The organism is Algihabitans albus, assembly GCF_003572205.1.
GTDB classification, from domain to species: domain Bacteria; phylum Pseudomonadota; class Alphaproteobacteria; order Kiloniellales; family DSM-21159; genus Algihabitans; species Algihabitans albus.
In genome coordinates, this window is the sequence record NZ_QXNY01000001.1 from 58,445 (window position 1) to 77,885 (window position 19,441).

18 protein-coding genes are annotated in these 19,441 nt (G+C 65.0%); 8 read left to right on the forward strand and 10 right to left on the reverse strand.

Annotated features, from left to right (window positions below; genetic code table 11):
* The first annotated feature begins 55 nt into the window (after window positions 1-55).
* Both DBZ32_RS21975 and DBZ32_RS00285 read left to right on the forward strand, forming a co-directional pair.
* A complete protein-coding gene (locus tag DBZ32_RS21975) occupies window positions 56-553 on the forward strand; it encodes an invasion associated locus B family protein (RefSeq protein ID WP_162906489.1) in 498 nt (165 codons plus the stop codon).
* Between the two features lie 536 nt (window positions 554-1,089).
* Window positions 1,090-1,806, forward strand: a complete 717-nt coding sequence (locus tag DBZ32_RS00285) for a LuxR C-terminal-related transcriptional regulator (protein WP_119165128.1) — start codon at window positions 1,090-1,092, stop codon at window positions 1,804-1,806.
* Between the two features lie 109 nt (window positions 1,807-1,915).
* On the opposite strand, the gene DBZ32_RS00290 is transcribed toward DBZ32_RS00285, so the two are convergent.
* Window positions 1,916-2,587: a helix-turn-helix transcriptional regulator gene (locus tag DBZ32_RS00290; protein ID WP_162906490.1), complete on the reverse strand. Its 672-nt coding sequence runs from the start codon at window positions 2,585-2,587 to the stop codon at window positions 1,916-1,918.
* A gap of 430 nt (window positions 2,588-3,017) precedes the next feature.
* Here DBZ32_RS00290 and DBZ32_RS00295 point away from each other — a divergent pair, with 430 nt between their 5' ends.
* The 3 genes from DBZ32_RS00295 to DBZ32_RS00305 all read left to right on the forward strand — a co-directional run bounded on the left by DBZ32_RS00295 (window position 3,018) and on the right by DBZ32_RS00305 (window position 6,076).
* Window positions 3,018-3,854 (forward strand): CsgG/HfaB family protein, encoded by an 837-nt coding sequence (locus DBZ32_RS00295; protein WP_119165130.1) that lies wholly within the window; start codon window positions 3,018-3,020, stop codon window positions 3,852-3,854.
* A gap of 32 nt (window positions 3,855-3,886) precedes the next feature.
* On the forward strand, window positions 3,887-5,494 hold the full coding sequence (locus DBZ32_RS00300) for a hypothetical protein (RefSeq protein ID WP_119165131.1): 1,608 nt from the start codon (window positions 3,887-3,889) through the stop codon (window positions 5,492-5,494).
* A 96-nt stretch (window positions 5,495-5,590) separates the two neighbouring features.
* A complete protein-coding gene (locus tag DBZ32_RS00305; RefSeq protein ID WP_119165132.1) occupies window positions 5,591-6,076 on the forward strand; it encodes a hypothetical protein in 486 nt (161 codons plus the stop codon).
* 158 nt (window positions 6,077-6,234) lie between these two features.
* Here DBZ32_RS00305 and DBZ32_RS00310 read toward each other — a convergent pair whose 3' ends face one another.
* Window positions 6,235-6,933, reverse strand: a complete 699-nt coding sequence (locus DBZ32_RS00310) for a hypothetical protein (protein WP_119165133.1) — start codon at window positions 6,931-6,933, stop codon at window positions 6,235-6,237.
* Between the two features lie 276 nt (window positions 6,934-7,209).
* Between DBZ32_RS00310 and DBZ32_RS00315 the strand changes: the two genes are divergently transcribed.
* Complete coding sequence (locus DBZ32_RS00315; RefSeq protein WP_119165134.1) at window positions 7,210-7,962, forward strand: LuxR C-terminal-related transcriptional regulator; 753 nt, start codon at window positions 7,210-7,212, stop codon at window positions 7,960-7,962.
* Between the two features lie 160 nt (window positions 7,963-8,122).
* Window positions 8,123-9,508 (forward strand): esterase-like activity of phytase family protein, encoded by a 1,386-nt coding sequence (locus DBZ32_RS00320; RefSeq protein WP_119165135.1) that lies wholly within the window; start codon window positions 8,123-8,125, stop codon window positions 9,506-9,508.
* A gap of 111 nt (window positions 9,509-9,619) precedes the next feature.
* Here DBZ32_RS00320 and DBZ32_RS00325 read toward each other — a convergent pair whose 3' ends face one another.
* On the reverse strand, window positions 9,620-10,522 hold the full coding sequence (locus DBZ32_RS00325; protein ID WP_119165136.1) for a phytanoyl-CoA dioxygenase family protein: 903 nt from the start codon (window positions 10,520-10,522) through the stop codon (window positions 9,620-9,622).
* A gap of 167 nt (window positions 10,523-10,689) precedes the next feature.
* Here DBZ32_RS00325 and DBZ32_RS00330 point away from each other — a divergent pair, with 167 nt between their 5' ends.
* Window positions 10,690-11,223 (forward strand): hypothetical protein, encoded by a 534-nt coding sequence (locus DBZ32_RS00330; protein WP_162906491.1) that lies wholly within the window; start codon window positions 10,690-10,692, stop codon window positions 11,221-11,223.
* A 34-nt stretch (window positions 11,224-11,257) separates the two neighbouring features.
* Here DBZ32_RS00330 and hisD read toward each other — a convergent pair whose 3' ends face one another.
* The 7 genes from hisD to cuyA all read right to left on the reverse strand — a co-directional run bounded on the left by hisD (window position 11,258) and on the right by cuyA (window position 19,411).
* Window positions 11,258-12,526, reverse strand: a complete 1,269-nt coding sequence (gene hisD / locus DBZ32_RS00335; RefSeq protein ID WP_119165138.1) for a histidinol dehydrogenase — start codon at window positions 12,524-12,526, stop codon at window positions 11,258-11,260.
* Between the two features lie 41 nt (window positions 12,527-12,567).
* The gene (locus tag DBZ32_RS00340; protein WP_119165139.1) at window positions 12,568-14,130 is read right to left on the reverse strand and encodes an ABC transporter permease; all 1,563 of its coding nucleotides are present in this window, start codon (window positions 14,128-14,130) and stop codon (window positions 12,568-12,570) included.
* A complete protein-coding gene (locus DBZ32_RS00345) occupies window positions 14,127-15,164 on the reverse strand; it encodes a quaternary amine ABC transporter ATP-binding protein (RefSeq protein WP_119165140.1) in 1,038 nt (345 codons plus the stop codon). The genes DBZ32_RS00340 and DBZ32_RS00345 overlap by 4 nt, the downstream gene beginning before the upstream one ends.
* Before the next feature lie 185 nt (window positions 15,165-15,349).
* Entirely contained in the window at window positions 15,350-16,324 is a 975-nt protein-coding gene (locus tag DBZ32_RS00350; protein WP_208539055.1) for an ABC transporter substrate-binding protein, read from the reverse strand.
* The gene (gene cuyB, locus DBZ32_RS00355; RefSeq protein ID WP_119165141.1) at window positions 16,321-17,130 is read right to left on the reverse strand and encodes a cysteate racemase; all 810 of its coding nucleotides are present in this window, start codon (window positions 17,128-17,130) and stop codon (window positions 16,321-16,323) included. The genes DBZ32_RS00350 and cuyB overlap by 4 nt, the downstream gene beginning before the upstream one ends.
* Window positions 17,130-18,362 carry a DegT/DnrJ/EryC1/StrS family aminotransferase gene (locus tag DBZ32_RS00360; RefSeq protein ID WP_119165142.1) on the reverse strand — a complete coding sequence of 411 codons (1,233 nt, stop codon included), beginning with the start codon at window positions 18,360-18,362 and terminating at the stop codon, window positions 17,130-17,132. The genes cuyB and DBZ32_RS00360 overlap by 1 nt, the downstream gene beginning before the upstream one ends.
* Window positions 18,363-18,382: 20 nt before the next feature.
* A complete protein-coding gene (cuyA, locus tag DBZ32_RS00365) occupies window positions 18,383-19,411 on the reverse strand; it encodes a D-cysteate sulfo-lyase (RefSeq protein WP_119165143.1) in 1,029 nt (342 codons plus the stop codon).
* Window positions 19,412-19,441 lie beyond the last annotated feature (30 nt).

The window sequence follows — 19,441 nt, forward strand, 5'->3', positions numbered from 1 at the left end:
GCTGTCTCGCGCGGTTTTTCCAGGAGCGGCCTTTCCAGCAACGGGAGAAGTCTCCATGGACAAGATTCGTAACCTCCTAGGCACAGAGAATCCGGGCAGAGGCAATCTGCGCTCCACGGTCTGCGCGGTGCTGGCGCTCGCGGCGCTTTCGGCCGGGCCGGCGGTCGCCGAGACCAAAACCGTGCAGGATTGGAAGGTCACCTGCGGCGGCAGCGGCTGCGCCGCGCACTACGACGGTCAGGGCGTCCAACTGGTCATCGGCACGGCGGCCGAGGGCGGCGGCAAGCGCATGGCCTTCCGCGTCAGTCCCAACAGCCACCTGGGCGAGCCTCTGGCCGTCCGCCTCGACAGCGGTTGGCAGGCCGGCTTGACGATCTCCGACTGCGATCCGCAAGCCTGTCAGGCGGCGGTCGCGGCGACACAGCAAGCGTCGGTCGAGGCGGCCTTCGCCACGGCCCGCGGCGGCGTGGTCGCCTATAAGGCGGGCGATCGCATGGTGATCGCCCCGATCTCCTTGATGGGCTTCTCCGCCGCCAACGGTCTCGTGAAGTAAGCCCGCAGCCGGTTCGGCCCGTTCGAACGCTTTAGGGTCGACCGCTGCGGAGTCGACTATCGAGACGCTTGATCCGCCGGTCTCGCTCCTAGGGCGTTCGAGGCCGGGGTTTTCGCGTTCGACAACCTTCGAGACGGACTAGTACCGTCGATCTAGTCGAACCGGCCCAGTTCGCATCCCACCGGATCGGCCGAGCAGGCTCCAAAACCCCGAAGAGGATCGACTTTCGGGGGCTGGAGCCGGCCGGCGGGCCTGCCGGCCGGTCTAGCCCGTCAAGCCAATGGCGCGTGTCGGGAGAGGGAGGCATCCTATAACGATGCCCCGTACAGAAAGGCTGGCTCGACCGGCAAAAGGAGTAGAGGGGCACGAAGGGTCGTCGGCTCCCGAAACAAAGAGCCTGCGACCCGGCCGGATGGCGGAGCGACGGAGCTCCCGATTCCGGATTGAGAAAAACTGGCGGGACGGAACACCAGGAAGGTGGAACTTGACGGCGCTTTTTGGGGAGCCGGCCGGCAACAGGAAGGAAGCCAAAAGAGATGGGAACCGTACAAACAAACAGTGTCGTCGTGTTGGTGAGCCAGAACACGCTGTTCCGCGCCGGCCTCGCCAGCCTGCTGTTGGAGATGGAACTCGGCGAGATCGTACAGGCCGTGTCGCTCACCGATTTGCACAATTGCGGACGCCTCTTCGAGGACGACGGACAGATGATTCTGCTGATCGACGTTTCCGGGCAGCGGGAGAATGCGGTCGATCTGGTGACGCGCGGACGGGGCTATTTTGAGAATGCCCGCATCGTGCTGATGACCAACGACATCAACATCGACACCATGAGCCGCTGCTTCGCCGCAGGGCTCGATGGCTATCTTCTGGAGGATATCTCACAGCAATCCCTGGCAGACAGCCTGCGGCTTCTGCGTCTCGGCGAGAAGGTATTCCCGTCGCGCCTAGCCTCCATCATCGTCGACTACTCCCGGCAGCTTGTCGAACCGCAGATCTGCATGGAGCGGATTCGGGCGCACAATCTGTCGGATCGCGAGGCGCAGGTGCTGCGCTGTCTGGTGAATGGAGACTCGAACAAACTGATCGCGCGAAGGCTCGAGATCACCGAGTCCACCGTAAAGGTTCACCTCAAGTCGATCCTCAAGAAAACCGACGCCGGCAACCGCACGCAGGCGGCGATCTGGGCACTTAAGCGCAGCAGCGGTCCGGACAGCTCCAAAGGACTCGCGGCGGCGTCTCTCGCCGCCGAATAGAGGAGATCTTCGGATCTTCGAAGAGTCGCCGGATCGTTCCGCGATCCGGCGACGTCGCTCGCTTGCTGGATAGAGCTGACAGTTTGGGCTGCGAAGCCGAGATGTGCCGTCAAACCGGTAGGTGCGGTCTCTCGGGGGCCATTGCGTCACGGCCGAGACGCACCGAGAAGGCCATGACGGCCGCCTGGGTCCGGTTCGAGAGACCCAGGTGCCTGATGATATCATGCACAGTCTTCTTCACGGCGGCTTCCGACAGGCGCAACTGCCGGGCGATCTCCCGATTGCTATGGCCGCCGGCCAGTTGGCCGAGAACCTTGATCTGATCGATGGAAAGAGCAAGCACCGCCTGCCGTCGCCGCAGAGAGTGGCGCTGCGGCCCGACCAGGGAGTTCGGGGCGGTCCAGTAACCGGCTTCGGCGAGCCGAACGATCGTCGGCAGCTCCGCCAGGTCCGCCTCCAGAAAAACCCATCCGTCCGCGAGTACGGCGCCGGAGCGACCCCGAGTCCAGTCGCCGAGCGACATCAAGGCGATGATCGGCATCCGGCGCGAGAGCGCCGCGTAGTCCCGCAGGCTCAGGCGATCCAGAGACTCGAGCAGTTCGTGCCAGACGACGGCCGCATGGTAGGCCCGGCGATCGCTCCGCAGGCGTCCCAGCAGCGTGCTGGACAGGCGCGACGCGCGTTCGACCTGGACGGCGCCGAGCGCGCGCAGTCGCTCTTCGGCCAGGGTCGCCGGACTTCGGTCGGCTCCGATCAATAGCACCCGCATGTTACGCGCCACTCCCTGCTTTCTTGTTTTTCTCCGACTGACGGGCCGCAGCCTGCCAACCGGTACGTCGGCGCCGACCTCAGTTAAGCGGCCGGCCAAGCCGCCCTCCAAGTGTCTGACCGGACAGAAGCCTGCACCGGATTCGTCCGGCATGGCGCAAGTGGATAGACGCTTGCCCATTCGGCGATCCGCCGTTCGGACAGGCGGCCTCGTCCGGCGGCGATGGCGTTATCCGGTTGCGCGCGCCCACTCGACCGAACGCCCTCGATCGACGCCCGTTTGCCATCTGTCCGCCACGGCACGCCTCCGCCGATACTTGGGTTCAAGCAATTAGCGTTGCTCGCGCTTCGGGTCCGGGCCTTCGGGTCCCGGCCTTCGGAGGGAGGACGAAAGCCCCCCCCAAGCGCGAGCCGGAGATCCAGGGCAGCGGGAGGGCCAGGACATGAATAGGGCACTGGGCAAGCTCGGGACGGCCGCCGCCGTCGCAGGCGCCCTTCTGTTGGCGGGCTGCTCGACCGGCCCCTATCCGAACAACGGCGTCGAGCCGACCTTCTCGTTCCCGGTGACCGACAACCAGACCCCTTACAGCACCTGCCTGGGGACCCTCAGGGACTTGCCGGGCAACAACCTGCCGATCTTCGCGGTCGGCGAGATCGCCGACAAGACCGGTCAGATCAACTACGACGAAAACGGCCACGCGCTGACCCAGGGCTCCACGGAGATGATGATCTCCGCTCTCTACAAGACGGGCAAGGCGCGGATGGTCGAGCGCTTCGATCTGCGAATCCCGCTCGCTGAAGTGCGTCTGTCCGAACAGGGGCGACTCAATCGCCAGATCGAAGACTACGGGCAGCTCCCGGCCTCCGACTTCGTGCTGGTCGGCGCCCTGACGGAGTTGAACTACAACATCGTCAGCGAGGGTGCCCAGCTCTTCGTCAAGGGCATCGGCGGCGGCGTGCGTACGGTCGTGATCAACGTCGCGCTCGATCTGCGCGTCATCAACTCGCGCAACTTCTCTGTCCCCTACGTCACCTCTCTGCAGAAACAGATCTACGGCTTCGAAGTCGAGGCCAACATCTTCCGTTTCTTCGGAGACACCCTGGTCGAATTCGACGCCGGGCGGATCCAAAACGAACCGCTTCAGCTCGGCGTTCGCTCGGTGGTCGAGATGGCCGTCTACCAGATCATGACGGACTTCCTCGGTCTGCCGGCCAGTGATGGGTGCGACCTCGTGAAGACCGACTTCATGGGCGAACACCTGAAGCGGTTCGAATCCTGAAGCGAACCAAACGAAACAGGAGTAGTCGTGAGATGATCAAATATCGCCTTCTGGCAGGCACGGCGATCGTCGCCGCTGCCGCTCTGGGATCGTCGCAGGCCTTCGCCTTCGACGAGCTCAACTGGAGCTGGGACCTCGATGTGGATACCGACATCACCCAGCAATTCACCTTCGCGGCCGATCTGGAGCCGAGCGGCCTCGTCGTGGTCGAGGATTGGCAGATCCACATCGGCGACGTGACTGCCACGTCGCTCGTCACCGACGTGACCAACAATCAGCCCGCGGGCGAAGGCGGCACCGTCGCAGTGCCTCTGACCCTGACTCTGACCGGCGAAGCCTCCGCCACCGGCGACACCACACTCGAAGCCCTCGCCGATGCGCAGGTCACCGATTCCGAGGACAACGTTCTCGCGGACGTGTCGGACACCATCAACAACTCGGGTATCGATCCGGCCGGCGACTTCACCGGTACGGCCGACTTCATCGTCGAAGTCGAGATCCCCGGCGAGGCGATGGCCTTCGACGCGACCGTGGAACTGCCCGAGGTCGTCAGTGCCGCGGTGGCCGTCGGCAACAACGCCAACATCACCAGTGCGGTGAAGACCGATGTGCACGACACGCAGATCCTCTTCAACGCGGACGAGGACGAGCCGCTGGGGAGCTTCACCGTGACGGAGGAGAAGACGACCACGAGCCAGTCCGAAATGGACAGCTCCTCCGAGTCTTGGGACCTCGCCAAGACGGCGTCGCTCGGCGGATCCTTCAATTGGGACTACGCAGCCAACGAGTCCGCAAGCGAAACGAGTTCGGCGACCTGGAACAGCTCGCATGACCTGAACGCCGACTTCGCGAAGACCGCCTCGCTCGACGCCGAGGGAACGGCCGACTTCGAGGGCACCTTCGACGCCGACCTGGAGAAGAACTTGAAGTTCGCCAGCCTTACGGCAAACGCGACCGGCGAGTTCGACGGCACGGCCGACTTCGAAGCCACAGCCGACCTGACCGCCGAAGGCACACTGTCGGCCTCGGAAACCGCTTCCTCGACCTCCGAGAACGCGGCCAACTTCGAGTCCACGACGGCGGCCAGCCTGGCCCTGGAGGGGAGCAAGACCTGGGCATTCAACCAGGCTTCGGAGGCTGCGTCCTCCAACAGTTTCGAAACGGAGACGATGACCCACAGCATGTCCGTCGAAACCGACGGGGATCTCTACGCTCTCTACGCCGCCGGCTCCCTTTGGGGTCACCTGCTGCACGAGGGCGTGAACACCGGGTTGGCAACCACGTTGACCCTGATGACCGCCGCGGCCTTGGGCGGCCTGGAGCAAGCGGAAATCTCCGCCGACTCCCAGGTCTACAACATCCTGAACGCCTCGGTGGACAGCTCGGCGGCGGCGATCGGCAACAACAAGTCGATCACGGTCGACGCAGCGACCCCGGACGACGCGGCTCTGCTCGCCGACGTCAACCAGTTCGCCTACGCCAACATCACCGCCAACTCCCAGGTCGGCGGTGTCACGGTCGACAACTACATCAAGCTCGGGCAGATCGACCGCGCCCTGGTCAACTCCAGCGCAACGGCGATCGGCAACAACCTGAACGTTTCCGTCTCCTCGCCGCTCAGCCCGAACGGCGACGAGTAAGTGCCAACCTGACCTTCGAGGGAAGCCGGCAAGCCGGCTTCCCTCATTTCCTTTGGACCCCTTGCCTGTCACCGTTTCACGGAAAGGGACATAACCATGACGAAGCTCACCAGAACGGCCGCCGCCGGCGTCACGATCTCGCCGGTCCCGCTGCTTCTAGCGGCACTGATCCTGACGATCCCGCCCGCAGCCGCGCAGATGTACGAGCGCCCCTTCGGCTTTGCCGGGCGCGACCGCGCCTCGCTGGCGGTCATCATGAAGCAGGCGGAAAGCGGTATGTTCGACAACAGCGGCAGGACCTCGTCCGGCAGCAGCGGTCTCGACTACAACGTGACCAATCTGATCTGCGGCGGCGACTCGGGTACCGCGAACGCCGACGCCAACTCGGCCTGCGTGATCCTGAACAACTCGACCGGCAACGTCGGCGCCGATCAGGACGCGATCGGCGATCAGGGCGCCAGCTCCGACGTCGACTCGACGCAGAACAATCAAGGCGACGGCAGCCTCTCGAACGCGCTGAACGATCTGAACGGCGGCAGCGATTCCGCCGGCGGGGACGGCGATCCATCGTCCGTCCAATAGATCCGAAACGTTCCTTCGGCAGGCCAAGGGCGAGACGGTGAAAGCCGTCTCGCCCTTTTACTTTAGCTGGGACTGCATTACGAATCCTGCCCCACGCCCGGCATCGCTCCAAGCCTTGAAAAGGGAGGCTGCGAAAGAGTGGCGGGCGACGCCTTGTTTTAGCGGGCGCCTGCGGCCCTCTGCGCGCCGAGCGGCGCTCGGACGCCTTGCGGCACCTCCGCCGGCCCGCCCTGGTCGTTGCCTTCGCAGACCATCATGGAGACCGGCGCAGCCATCCCCGGCAGACACGCCGGGCGCACACTGCAACGCTTACCCGAAACGCTCTCCTGCCGAGCCGCCGCCGTCTGAAACGCGCCCGGTGTTGCACCTGATGGCGCATCTGATGTCACACTTGGTGGCGACGAGGGCGCGGGCGCCGGAGGGCCGCTGAATTCGCGCGGCAGCGGACGGGGTGCCGAAAGCGGCATGTCCGCCGGCTTCGGGCTCCGGTCGAGGCTTTCGAACCGCCAGTCGGACTCGCCCCAGACGCCTGCCGCCCTGGCCCCGTCGCCGGCACCCCTGGAACCATCCTGTTCGACGCGCAGCCCGGCCAAGCGCGCGGTGCAGCTTGGCGAGACCTGATCGTCCAGTCTGGAGAGAGCCTGTTGAATCTGCGCGCCGGGAGCGGTCGCGCCCTCCGGCGCTCCAGCACCGCCGCCGATCGCGGAGCTCAGGACGTTGGTCGCGATACCGGCGATGGTAAGTGCCACGCAGCCAGATAGGGCAATCGTCGAAACGGCCAGAGTCGAAACCAGCAGAAGTTGTCGAAATCCTTGCGTCATGCCGGTCAGTTTCGCTTGGGTCGCAAGCGAGATCACCTGTCTGTCCGGCTCCTCGCTCTACTCCCTGTAGAACGGCTTTTTTCCCAAGGGGGTATCTGGCCAGAAAGAGGTAGATCGTAAGAAACGGTGGATCGAACTATCCAAATGATCAATTATAAAATCAAACAAGTGACAGGTCTGAATTTTGTCACAGCGCCAAAGAAGACATGAACTTCACTTGAAGAGTTGCTCCGGCGGCGCTCGTTTGACGAGTTTCTAAGACAACTAAAAAAGAAGAACTCTCAAACGCGTGGGGCAAGCGGGGAGGAAACGATGCGCGCGATAATCGCCGACGACCATCCCATGGTGCGCGATGCGACAGCATCCTTGCTGCGCGACCGCTATGGAGCAGAGGCCGATATCCGTCGTGTCGGCACCTATGACGCCCTTCTGTTGGCTTTGGAGATGGGACGTACGGATCTTATCGTCGTCGATCTGGACATGCCCGATCTCAGTCCGTCTCATAATCTCACGACCGTGACTCGCAAGTCGGGGGAAGTCCCGCTGATCGTCTTCTCCTCGTCCCGCGCAGTCTCCGTTATCCGCTCGGCCAGACAACAGGGTGCCCACGGTTATGTCTGCAAGGCGGACTCGCCCGACACCTTGCTCGCGGCGCTGGAAACGGTCCTGGCGGGGGGAGAGTTCTTCCCCGATGAGCTGACGGCCGCAAGCGAAGCCTTCGCGCGCTTCCTGCCGAACGAAGCCGCGTTGCACGCCGCAAGCGCAGAGGGCTGCTCCGCACCGGGGGCCAAGGACAGGCCGGAACTGCCGCCCCTGACACCGCGGCAGCAAGAGATTCTGCACTGCCTCGGCCTCGGTCTTGCGAACAAGGAGATCGGTCGCCGGCTGGGAATTTCGGATTCCACGGTGAAGGTGCACATGCACGGCCTGTTCGAACGCCTGGGTGTACAGAACCGCACCCAAGCGGCGCTGCTGGCCCGGCGTTGCGAAGGCGAAAAGGACCGGGACGATCCGGCCAAAGACAGCGCTCCTGGCGACCTCGCCTCTCCGCCCCTGTCCCGCTGACTGCCAATCCAGAGAGGGGACTCCGCCCCCCGATTCCGCAAGCCGTCACGAAGCTGTGTCGAGGGCGGCATGAAAGCGTCATACAGCCGCAATGGAGTCGTGATTTACCGCCGTTAGCTTGCCGCCTTCGGTCGTATGGCGTCAAACAAGGGAGGCGGAGATGCAACTCACGCGAAGGATCGGCGGCTTGGTCGCCGCGAGTTTTCTGCTTGCGGCGCCGAGCGCACTCGCCGCGGAGGCCGTCAAGTTCGAGGCCAAACTGGTAGGTCATGCCGCCTTGCCGGCCAGCACCTTCGTCCCGGCGCCGGCCGACGCGCCCAGCCTCTTCCACACCTCCGGCAAGTTCACCGGGCCGGAGAACCTGCGCGACGAAAGCCTCTACACGCGCGAGGGCCAGACCTGGCTGTCCGATCCGGCCGCGCCGCGCATGACCGGCCTGTTCCTGCCTTTCACCGGCCAGCCGATCCAGGGCTTTTCCGGCATCAAGACACTCGGCGGCGGGGAATTCCTGGTCCTGATCGACAATGGCTTCGGCAACAAGGCGAACTCGCCCGACGCGATGCTGATGGCCCTGCGCGTCAAGCCGGACTTCGAGAGCGGACGTGTTGAACTGCTCGAGACCATCTTTCTGCGCGACCCTGACGGGGTGGTGCCCTTCCGGATCGTCACGGAGGCGACCGACACGCGCTACCTGACGGGAGGCGATTTCGATCTCGAGGGCATTCAGCCGGTCGGCGATCTGATCTGGTTCGGCGACGAGTTCGGCCCCTACATCTTCGCCACCGATCTGGAAGGCCGCGTCGTACGCTTTCTCGAGACCGAGGTGGAGGGCGAGATCGTCAAGTCGCCGGACCACTACAGCCTGAGCTTGCCCGCCACGCCTGATGGAGCGGTCGACTTCCGGGTCCGCCGCAGCCGCGGCTTCGAGGGCATGGCTCAGACCATGGACGGCCGCTTTCTACGCCCGATGTTCGAGGCCCCGCTCTGGGATGCCGAAGCCGGCGATTGGGAACGTCAGAACGGCCAACAGGTGCTGCGGATCATCGAACTGGACGTCGAGACCGGCGAATTCACCGACAACCAGTGGCGCTACACCCTGGAGGCCGACGGCCACAACATCGGCGATTTCAACATGATCAGCGAGACCTTGGCGCTGGTGATCGAACGCGACGGCAACGAGGGCGATCCGCGCCTGGGCTGCAATGGGGCCGTGGCACCCGATTGCTTCAACGCACCGGCCCAGTTCAAACGGGTCTACCTGGTCGACTTCGGCCAGACCGACGCCCAGGGCAACGTGGCCAAACTCGGCTACGTCGATCTGCTAGACATCGCCGACCCCGACGGCGTCGCCCTCGGCGGAACGATCGACGGCGTCTTCACCTTCCCCTTTGTGACCATCGAAGACGTGGATCTGGTCGACGACCGCCACATCATCGTGGCCAACGACAACAACCTGCCCTTCTCCACCGGTCGCGAGATCGGAACGGCCGACAACAACGAATTCATCCTGTTGGAAGTCGCCGACCTGCTGGCACCCCTGCGCTGAGATCCGGGTTCCTCCGCGAAGGGTCGGTGGGTGGTCGTAGGGCCGCCTGACCGGCCGGTCGGCGGTTTCGCTCTCGAAGGGTTTCGCTCTCGAAGACCGCCGGTGCCGGCCTTACTCCGCCGCCTGCTCTTCTCCGGCCTGAGCCGCGAAGATCGAGGTGTAGCCTTTCGACCAGTCGGGCGGTACCTGGCCGGGTCGCGGATCGTGATGCGCCCAGCGCACCGCCTCGCCACGCAGGAGCGCCCGGTCGTTTCGGGAGCGCGAGGGATTGGCCGTGTAGGCAAAGGCATCGGCCGAGGTGTAGGCGTTGAGCAGCAACGGTCGTGCGGTCGAACTGCGCGCCGGCTCGGAAGCGTGAACGCTGCGGCAATTATGCACGGTGATGGAACCGGCTGACCCGGCCAGCACCTGGGCTTGGCTGGTGTCGAGACCGGCGGCATCCGCGTCACTCAGACACCCCGTCCAGGTCCCGGCCGCGTCGTAGTGGTCGTAGAGCGGCCCGTCGTGGCTGCCCGGCAGCACGATAAGCGGTCCGTCGTCCGCTGCGACATCGGTCAGGTAGGTGCCAATGGTCAGCGGGCTGTAGTTGGTATGGGGATAGAAGGGAGCATCCTGGTGCCAGCGAACGGCGTTGGCCGTCGGATCGGAATCCGCCCATTTGAAGTTCAGTTTCGAATGGTGAAAGGCGACGTTCGGCCCGACCAGGTCGGCCGCGACGTCCGCCAACAAACCGCAAGCGAAATCCCAGTAAGCCTTGTCCTGAGCGTCCGGCGTCTTGAGGCGGCGGACGCGGGGCGCATCGGCGCAGTGTCCCGGTGCCAGATCATAGACACCGTCGCTTTCGCGTCGCTCCCGGCTCTTCTCGACGAAGGCCGCGGTGACACGGTTCAGGCCGGCGATGGTCTCGGCATCGATCAGCTCGTCAACCAGCAGATAACCTTTCTCAAGGTAAAAGGCACGCTGGTCCTGGCTCAGAACGCGTGGTGGGCAGGCGAGGATCTCTTCGGGCTGCATCGCTTTTTTTCCTCCATCGAGCGGTTTTAACCAAATCATACGCCTTCGTGCCGTTTCGCAAAGGTCTCACGTCGAACCGTCCGGTCGAGTCGCCGCGCTTCTCTCTCCTATCCGAATGAGGTAGTAGTCATTTGTGCAAGGGATACAATTTGGGGGATCTGATGTTAGTGCCCAGCCTGATCGAAGGATCCGGCGCACTGCCGGCCCAGAGCGACAAGGTCTACGGTGTCGGCGGCCAGCTTCTGGCGCTGCGCCTGCGCTTCCGGGCCAACTGCGGCGCATTGCAGCAAGTGCTGAGAATCCTCACGGAGGAGGACTTCGTTGCCCGCTACCACGAGCGGCCGACACGCGCGGATGAAGCCTTCCCGGAACTTCTGCAGAGCCATGGCTTCGCGCGGGAGTTCGGGAGCTACTTTTCGTCGTCGATCGCCCTGGGGACCTGCATCGACGGCATCCGCACGGCCTGGAAGGAGTCCGACCTGCTGATGCGTGAGGTAGGCAGCGACTTCGGCGACCCTCTCTTCGCCGACTGGGAACATGCGCGCCTGGCGCTGACCGGCTACCTCCACGCGATCGGACGCGGCGACTTCCTCGTCGCCCGGCTCCTGGACTGCCACAACGGACTGCGCGACCAGGCAGACGAGACCCGCGAAGACCTCAACGCCTACCTGGAGCAGTTACGCCACTGGGCCGGGATGTAGCGCCTGGCGTAAATCGGATCTGCGGTGAAAGCGATCAGGACGCGCAGCGCAAATCGGCGGCGCGGGCATGTCCCTCCATGCCTTCCAGGCGCGAGATGCGCGCGGTCGTCGCGGCGATTTCGCGGATGCCCTGCGCCGTCCCGCGCTGCCAGGTGACGGTCTTCATGAACTTGTGGACCGACAGCCCGCCCGTGTAACGCGCGGCGCCCGAGGTCGGCAGCACGTGGTTCGGTCCGGTACATTTGTCGCCCATGGAGACGGTCGTCTCGGCCCCCAGGAACAGCGAGCCGTAGGCGCGTAGCCGGCTGAGCCACCAGTCGAGGTCGGCCGCCTGGACGTGCAGATGTTCCGGCGCATAGCTGTCGGCCGCCTGCGCCATCGCCTCGCGGTCGCTGCAGAGCAGCACTTCGGCATGGTCGCGCCAGGCCGCTTCGGCATTGGCGCCGTTCAGCTCCGGCAGGGCCTCGATCAATTCCGGCGCCCGTTGCAGCACCGCCTCGGCCAGACCGCGGTCGGTGGTGGCCAGCCAGACCGGAGAGTTGGCGCCGTGCTCGGCCTGGCTGACCAGGTCCCAGGCAACGGTTTCCGCGTCCGCCGTCTCGTCCGCCAGCACCATGGAGTCGGTCGGACCCGCCACCATGTCGATGCCGACCCGCCCGAAGAGCAGGCGCTTGGATTCCGCGACGTACTGGTTGCCCGGCCCGACCAGGATATCGGCCGGCGGCAAGCCGAACAGGCCGAAGGCCATCGCCGCCACGCCCTGCACGCCGCCCAGGTTGAGGATCCTGTCGGCGCCGCAGAGCTTCATGGTGTAGAGGATCGCGGGCGGGATGCCGATGCCCGGCTGCGGCGGCGAACAGGCGAGAATGCGCTCGACGCCTGCGACCTTCGCCGTGGTGATGGTCATGATCGCCGAGGCGACGTGACTGTAGCGGCCGCCGGGCACGTAGCAGCCGGCGGTCTGGACGGGGATATGCTTCTGGCCTGCGAAGACGCCGGGTACGACCTCGATCTGGCATGGCGAAATGGTCGCCTTCTGCGCCTCGGCGAAACGGCGGATATTGCCGTGGGCGAAGCGGAGATCGGCCTTCAGATCTTCGGAGAGCTGAGACTCCGCCGCGGCGATCGTCTCCTCCGACACCAGGACATCGCCCTCCCAGCGGTCGAACCTCCGCGCGTAAGCCCGCGCGACCTCGTCGCCGCCCCGCTCGATTTCGTCGAGCAGGCCCTGCACCGTCTCGCGCAGGTCGCGCTCGGCCGTCTCCGTTGGCGCCGTTGCCTTCTTGAGGTATTCGATCGTCATCGTCGGTCTTTCGTTCCGGTCTCTAAGACTGCTTTTGGGGACTACTTCTGATCGGCCCGGCGAAACGCGCCCTGGACGATCCGGTCGATCACCATGGCAACGAACAGGATCGCGAAACCGCCGAGCAAACCGGGACCCTTCGCCGCGAACTGCAGAGCTTCCAGGATCACTTGACCGAGGCCGCCGCCGCCGATCAGCGAGATGATGACCACCATCGACAGACACATCAGAATGGTCTGATTGACCCCGGTCATGATCGAGGGCAGAGCGAGCGGTAGTTCGACATCCTTGAGGATCTGCCAGCGCGACGCACCGAATGCGCTCGCCGCCTCCTTGATACTCTCCGGCACCCCGCGTATGCCGAGCGCTGTCAGACGGATCACCGGCGGCATGCCGAAGATGATGGTGGCGAGAATGCCGGGCGGATTGCCGGTCCCGAAAAACGCGATGATCGGGATCAGATAGACGAAGGCCGGCAGCGTCTGCATCAGATCCAGCACCGGCTCGGCGAAGCGATAGGCGCGTTGGGACTTGCCGAACCAGATACCGAAGGGAATCCCGGCAATCACGCAGATGACGACCGCCGCCCCGACCAGCGCCACGGTTTCCATCGCGATTTCCCAATAGCCGAGAAAGGCGATATAGGCCAGGGCCGCGGCGGTGAAGATGGCAACGCGCGGCCCCGCCGAGCGCCAGGCGACGACGCAGATCACGGTCATCACCACCGGCCAGGGCGTGCCCATCAGGGCAAGCGAGATTGTGTCGAGAACACCGCGCACGGCCAGGACGATCGAGTCGAAAGCTCCGGCACCGCCGCGCGCCGCGGCATCGATCTGGGATTCGAGCCAGCGGGCCGAGAGCGTGTAGTGATCCGGATCGGCTGGAAAGGCCGTCAGCAAGGGCGAGACGTCTTCGACGGTGAAGCGGTAGATCGTCAGGGGGGCGACGGCCAAGGCCAGGACGATCCCCAGAACGACGTTGCGCGGCCGCACGCCCGAGAAGACGGAGTCCGGATCGATCCGCCAACGGGTGTACTGCTTCTCGTAGGCGATGTTGGCCCAGACGCCCTGAGCCACTTTGAGCACCAGCAGTAAGACCAGACCGGTCACCAGAATGCTCATGGCATCCGCCGCCGCGGCCGCCGCCGTCTCGCGGCTGCGCTCGGCCGCGCGCAGAAGGTTGCCGGCCAAGGTCTCGAAACGGGTCGGATCCTCGCCCGCCAGCCGCGCTGCCTCGGCGCGTTCGAGGAAATCCCCTGCGCGCGCTTCTTGACGCGCCGCCTGAGCCAGGTTGTCCGCCCCCAGTTCTCCCCAGGTCCCGCGCCCGATCTGCACCCAGGCGATGATTTCCAGGATCAAAAAGCCCCAGAAGAAACCCCAGACACCGCGCCCGGCGGCCCAGATCGGGCCCAGGAGGGCGGCAGCCCAGTTGAAGGTCAGCGGAATACCCCGCGTGGTGTCGTGAATACGGTGAAAGGCGCGGGCGTAATAGGCCGTACTGCGCTCGACGAAGCTGGCGATTGAGGCGTCGAGTTCGGCGTGATCCACCTTGACGTCGGCGACGGCGGAGATGGCAGGCGGCTCCGGCGAAGTCTGGGGTTTCATCCGCTTCCTCCCTGAATACCACGCAGCAAGGTGGCCTTCGTAATGACGCCGACGTCGTTGCCGCCATCGGTGACGATGACGGGAGACTCGCCGGCGACCGAGAGATCGATCAGCGTGTCGAGATCGGTGTTGCCGTCGGCCCGGGGCGCGCCGTTGAGCGCGATCCGCTCGGCCTCGGACAAGGGCTCCATGATGGTGTGCGCCCGCACCAGTTTGAGCCGGGAGATGCCTTGCACGAACTCACGCACATAGTCGTCGGCGGGATGGGTGACGATTTCCTCGGGCGTGCCGATCTGGACGATGACGCCGTCCTTCATGATCGCGATGCGGTCGCCGATGCGGATCGCCTCGTCGAGATCGTGGGTGATGAAAAGGGTCGTCTTCTTCAGCTGGTCCACCAGCAGCTTGAACTGGTCCTGCAACTGCAGTCGGATCAGCGGGTCGAGCGCGGAGAAGGGCTCGTCCATCAAGAGAATCTCGGGGTCGGAGGCCAAGGCCCGTGCGATCCCGACCCGCTGCTGCATTCCGCCCGAGAGCTCCTGAGGCAGCCGGTCCTCGTAGCCCTCCAGGTTCACCAGCCCGAGCGTGTGATCGGAGACCGCCCAGCGGCGCGACTTGGGCACACCCTGCACTTCCAGCGGATAGGCGACATTGTCGCGAACGGAGCGATGCGGCATCAGCGCCATATGCTGGAAAACCATGCCGATGTGCCGGGCACGCATCTCGCGCAGCGCCGGCGGCGCCATCGCGCCAACCTCCTGACCGAGCACCCTGATCGTGCCGGCACTCGGCTCGATCAAGCGGTTGACGTGGCGCACCAGCGTCGACTTGCCGGACCCGGACAGGCCCATGATGCAGAAGATCTCACCGCGCGCGACCGAGAAGTTCGCGTCGCGCACGCCGATCACGGTCCCGAAGCGGTCGAGCGCCTCGGACTTGGAAATGCCATCGGCCTTCGCTGCGGCGATCGTCTCCGCAGCCTGAGTCCCGAATACTTTCCAAACGCCGGAAAGCTCGACAACCGGTTCCGTCATACTCACGGTCCCTACCTTTTCTGACCCTGCGAGAGTGTGACCCAGTGAAATCCTGACTCGGCGAGATCCGGACTCAGCGAGACTGCCGCACCACGAGGCGTGCAGCCGCCGACGGAGCCGGCAGCCGCACGATCGTCACGAGGTCGAGGACTCACATGAGGTCAACGGATGACTCGGTCAGCGGATCATTCGGTCAGCCAGCCGAGAACGACGTCTTCGTTCTCATCGACCCATTGACGGGCGAAGACGGCGGGGTCCATGTCCTCGAGGGTCAGGGCATACCCCATCTCGCTGAGCGCCTCCGACGGCATCTTGTAGGCGTCGAGCATGGCCGCAACCTCCGGGAATTCCTCCTGGATGCTGGCTGCGTAGTGCAGGTGGAGCGTCGCCCCCTTCCAGGCCGTCGAAGCCTCCGACTTCTCGAGCCAGGCCGGATCGTCGGTCGGCTGGATGATGGTCCAGGTGTCCGGATCGTGTTCCGGCTCCTCCAGGAAGGTCAGATCGTAGGCGACGAAGATGAAGTGCGGGTCGTAGCAGAAGCCGAGCCAGGGCTCTCCGGCATCGACGGCGGTCCCCAGCGCACCCCAGGCGACGGTTCCGTCGTACTCCTGCAGATCCAGCACCTCGTCGTAACCGTAGGACTTGGCCCGGATGCGCTCGATGGCCGTGGAGGCCCAGCCCGGCGCACCGATCCAGATCTCGGGCCGTCCGTTGCCGTCCTTGTCGAAGATCGCCATCTTTTCCGGATCGGTCAGATCCTCGATCGAGCGGATATCGTACTCCTCGACGACATAGCTCGGCACGCACATCCCCTGCACGGCCTGGACCGGGTTGTCGTTCATTATAACCGACTGACTTTCCTTCACGTAGCGATCGTGCAGGTTCTGCTGGTTCGGCATCCAGACCTCGGGATGCAGATGCATCGAGCCCTGGTCCATGGCCTCGAAGATGATCGGATTGGTACCGTTCTGCAGCTGCACGTCGAGGCCGAAGTTCTCCTCGATCACGAGCTTCAAAACGTTGGCGGTCGCGCTGGCCGCAGGCCAGTTGGGAACGCCCAGAACCAGATCGGCGGCTGAAGCCCCAGGGGCGGCCGTCGACAGGGACGCCATGCTGAAAACGCCTGCCGCAAGGGCAAGACGGGTGGTTGACTTGATCACGTTGCAAACTCCCTGTTCTTTCGGCCGACTGATTTCGCTGATATCGCCGGGCCCGGCCGAAGCACGGCGTTTTGGTTCTTCCAGCCGTCGGCGATCGCCGCGGCCAGCACGTCTATCGCGTCGAGAATCGGTACGGCCCTCGGTAGGCCATCGGCGATCACCGAAATCTCGGTGCAGGCGATGGCAAGCGCGTCGGCCCCCTCGGCGATCAGTGAGACGGAGATTTCCGCCAGAGCCGCCCGCTCGGGCGCGCCCGCGTCGCCGCGCTTGACGGCGCGGATGATCTCCATCACCTCGGCCTGCCGCTGTGGGAAAATCTCCTCGATGCCCCGGTCGGCCAGAGCCTCTCTGTAGAGACCGGTGATCTGCACCGCGGTCGAAGCGAGCATACCGACCCGCTTCGGTCTCGGCGCGAGCGCGGCGAGCCGCGCGGCCGTCAGCCCGACCATGTCGAGCAAAGGAACCTCGCCGGCCGCAGCGCGGATCTCGGGCAGGTAGGCGTGAGCCGTGTTGCAGGGCATGGCAAGCGCCGTCGCACCCATGGCGACCAGCCGTGCGGCCATCGCGGCCAGAACCGGCCCCGGGCTTTCGCCGGTTCCCTCTATCAGCGCCTTGATGCGCGAGGGAACCTGACTGTTGCAGTCGACCAGCAGCGGCACGTGATCGCTGTCGTCCTGCGCCGGCGTCGCGGCGAGCACGCGCGACATCAGCAGGACGGTGGCCTCGGGCCCCATGCCGCCGAGAATACCGACTGGAGACTTGCTGGCCGGCGACTGAGCGGCGACAGGGAACGACGGCTTGTCCATCAAGCCGCGCTCCTGTCCGCAAGCGTCTGAGCGCAGGTGGCGATGATATCGCCGATCTGCGCGCAGTCTTCGAGCGAGAAGGTCAAGGGAATGCGCATGTCGAAGAGCCCGGAGAGGACGGCATCCGTCTGCGGCAGCGACTGCGGCTCGAGGTAGCGCCAACTCTTATGGGTGCTGGTGAAGGCCACCGGCTCCTCGTCGCCGAACCACTTCAACTCCACGCCGAGCGCCCCGGTGGCGGCGAGAAAGGTGCGCGCCGCCGCTTCCGAAATGCCCGGAACGAGAAACTGGATCGAGCTGCCGACGTAGCGCTCCTCGGGCGGGCGGACCGGGACCTCCAGACTGTTGACGCTGCGCAGTTTGCGCTCGACCGCGCGGTAGCGCTCGTTCCAGCGCGCGCAGTTGGCATCCAGACCGGCGAGCTGCGGCCGCAAGACCGCGGCACGCAGATTGTCCATCCGTCCGGACCAGTTCGGCGTCTCCAGGCGAACATCGGCGAAGGCCTCCGGCCCCGGCGCGGCGCCATGCCGTTCGTACTGCATGTAGGACCCGGACAGCACGATGGCGCGGGCCATGAAGTCTGGATCGTCGGAGGTCAGAAACCCGCCTTCGCCCGAGTTCAGATGTTTGTAGGTCTGGGTGCTGAAGCACCCGGCCAAGCCGAAGTTTCCGCTGTTGCGACCGCGCCACTGCGCACCCATCGTGTGGGCGCAGTCCTCGATCACGGTGACCCCATGAGCTTCGGCGAAGGCCATAAGCCGGTCCATGTCGGCCAGATGGCCGCGCATATGAGACAGCAACAGGAAACGCGCGCCGCTGTCCGCGTGTTTACGCGCGAGGTCATCGAGATCGAGGACCAGGTCCCGCGTGATCTCCACGAAGACCGGCGCTCCGCCGGCATTGACGATGGCCCCCGGCACGGGCGCCAGGGTGAAGGCGTTGGTGAGCACCGCTTCGCCAGCCCGCAGTCCGGCCGCTTTCAGCGCGATCTGCATGGCATAACCGCCGGACGCGCAGGCCAGGCAGTAGCGGCTGCCCTGATAGTCGGCATAGTCGCGCTCGAGACGCGATGCTTCCGACAGCTCGTCGCCGAGCGTATTGTAGCGATGCAGCCGACCGGACCGGAGGACCTCGACCGCGGCCGCGATGGCCTCTTCACCAATCGGCTCTTGCTGGGTGAAGCTACCGGTAAAGGCTCCCGGAGCGCCCTGTGGCAAGTGTCGAGAGGACATCGCCCCGCCTTCCTTCGCCGCTACTGCGCCGCGATCGGCTCGGACAGCGGTGCGTAATCGAACGCCATCGTATAACCGAACAACGCGGCTGATCCCCCAGTATGCAGGAAGACGATGCGTTCGCCTTGTTCAAAATGCCCCTTGCGGATGAGATCTATGAGACCGGCTGCACCTTTAGCGGAATAAACCGGGTCGAGCAGGATGCCCTCGAGCTGGGCGAACATCTCGATGGCCTCGATCGTCCCGGGGGTCGGAATGCCGTAGCCCTCGCCCACGTAATCGGTGTTGGCCACGACGTCCTCGCGCGTCACGACGCCCGAACAGCCGAGTTTTTCGGCCGTCGCCGCCGCCAGCTTATAGACGTTCTCCTCCTGCTTGGGCTTGGGCGCGCGCACCCCGATCCCGAGCAGGGGAATGTTCGCGTTCATCGCCTTCAGGCCGACCACCAGGCCCGCCTGCGTTCCCGCGCTGCCGGTGGCGTGAACCAGCCGGTCGATCCGCAGCCCGCGCTCGTTGGCCTGGTTGACCAGCTCGAGCGCGCAGTTGACGTAGCCGAGCGCGCCCGTCGGATTCGAACCGCCGCCCGGAATCGCGTAGACCTTGCGGCCGCCTGCGCGCAGTTGATCGGCCACGGCCTCCATCTCCGCCTGCATGTCGAGACCCGAAGGGCGCTTTTCGGCGGTCGCGCCATGCAGGTAATCCAGGAAGACGTTGCCGTTCTCTCGGTAATTGCTGTCCTCGTAGCCGGTGCGGTCCTCGAGCAGGATGTGGCAGTCCAGGCCGAGTTTGGCCGCGAAGGCCGCGGTCTGGCGGGCATGGTTCGACTGAGTCGCGCCCTGGGTCACCACCATGTCGGCACCCTCGGCCTCGGCCTCGGCCATCAGGAATTCGAGCTTGCGCGTCTTGTTGCCGCCGGTGGAAAGACCCGTGCAGTCGTCCCGCTTGATCCAGAGTTCCGGGCCGCCGAGTTCCTTGGACAGGCGGTCCATCCGCTCCAGCGGCGTCGGCAGATGCGCCAGATGGATGCGCGGGAAGCGGGCAAGATGCATGAGGTGGACCTTTCGTGCGGCGCGAAGTGA

Bases quoted from the DNA above. Each gene is read 5' to 3' on its own strand.
- DBZ32_RS00300 (WP_119165131.1), top strand. From the start codon at position 3,887: ATGATCAAATATCGCCTTCTGGCAGGCACGGCGATCGTCGCCGCTGCC.
- cuyB (WP_119165141.1), bottom strand. From the start codon at position 17,130: ATGGACAAGCCGTCGTTCCCTGTCGCCGCTCAGTCGCCGGCCAGCAAG.
- DBZ32_RS21975 (WP_162906489.1), top strand. From the start codon at position 56: ATGGACAAGATTCGTAACCTCCTAGGCACAGAGAATCCGGGCAGAGGC.
- DBZ32_RS00305 (WP_119165132.1), top strand. From the start codon at position 5,591: ATGACGAAGCTCACCAGAACGGCCGCCGCCGGCGTCACGATCTCGCCG.
- cuyA (WP_119165143.1), bottom strand. From the start codon at position 19,411: ATGCATCTTGCCCGCTTCCCGCGCATCCATCTGGCGCATCTGCCGACG.
- DBZ32_RS00325 (WP_119165136.1), bottom strand. From the start codon at position 10,522: ATGCAGCCCGAAGAGATCCTCGCCTGCCCACCACGCGTTCTGAGCCAG.
- DBZ32_RS00345 (WP_119165140.1), bottom strand. From the start codon at position 15,164: ATGACGGAACCGGTTGTCGAGCTTTCCGGCGTTTGGAAAGTATTCGGG.
- DBZ32_RS00360 (WP_119165142.1), bottom strand. From the start codon at position 18,362: ATGTCCTCTCGACACTTGCCACAGGGCGCTCCGGGAGCCTTTACCGGT.
- DBZ32_RS00320 (WP_119165135.1), top strand. From the start codon at position 8,123: ATGCAACTCACGCGAAGGATCGGCGGCTTGGTCGCCGCGAGTTTTCTG.
- DBZ32_RS00340 (WP_119165139.1), bottom strand. From the start codon at position 14,130: ATGAAACCCCAGACTTCGCCGGAGCCGCCTGCCATCTCCGCCGTCGCC.
- DBZ32_RS00285 (WP_119165128.1), top strand. From the start codon at position 1,090: ATGGGAACCGTACAAACAAACAGTGTCGTCGTGTTGGTGAGCCAGAAC.
- hisD (WP_119165138.1), bottom strand. From the start codon at position 12,526: ATGACGATCGAATACCTCAAGAAGGCAACGGCGCCAACGGAGACGGCC.
- DBZ32_RS00295 (WP_119165130.1), top strand. From the start codon at position 3,018: ATGAATAGGGCACTGGGCAAGCTCGGGACGGCCGCCGCCGTCGCAGGC.
- DBZ32_RS00315 (WP_119165134.1), top strand. From the start codon at position 7,210: ATGCGCGCGATAATCGCCGACGACCATCCCATGGTGCGCGATGCGACA.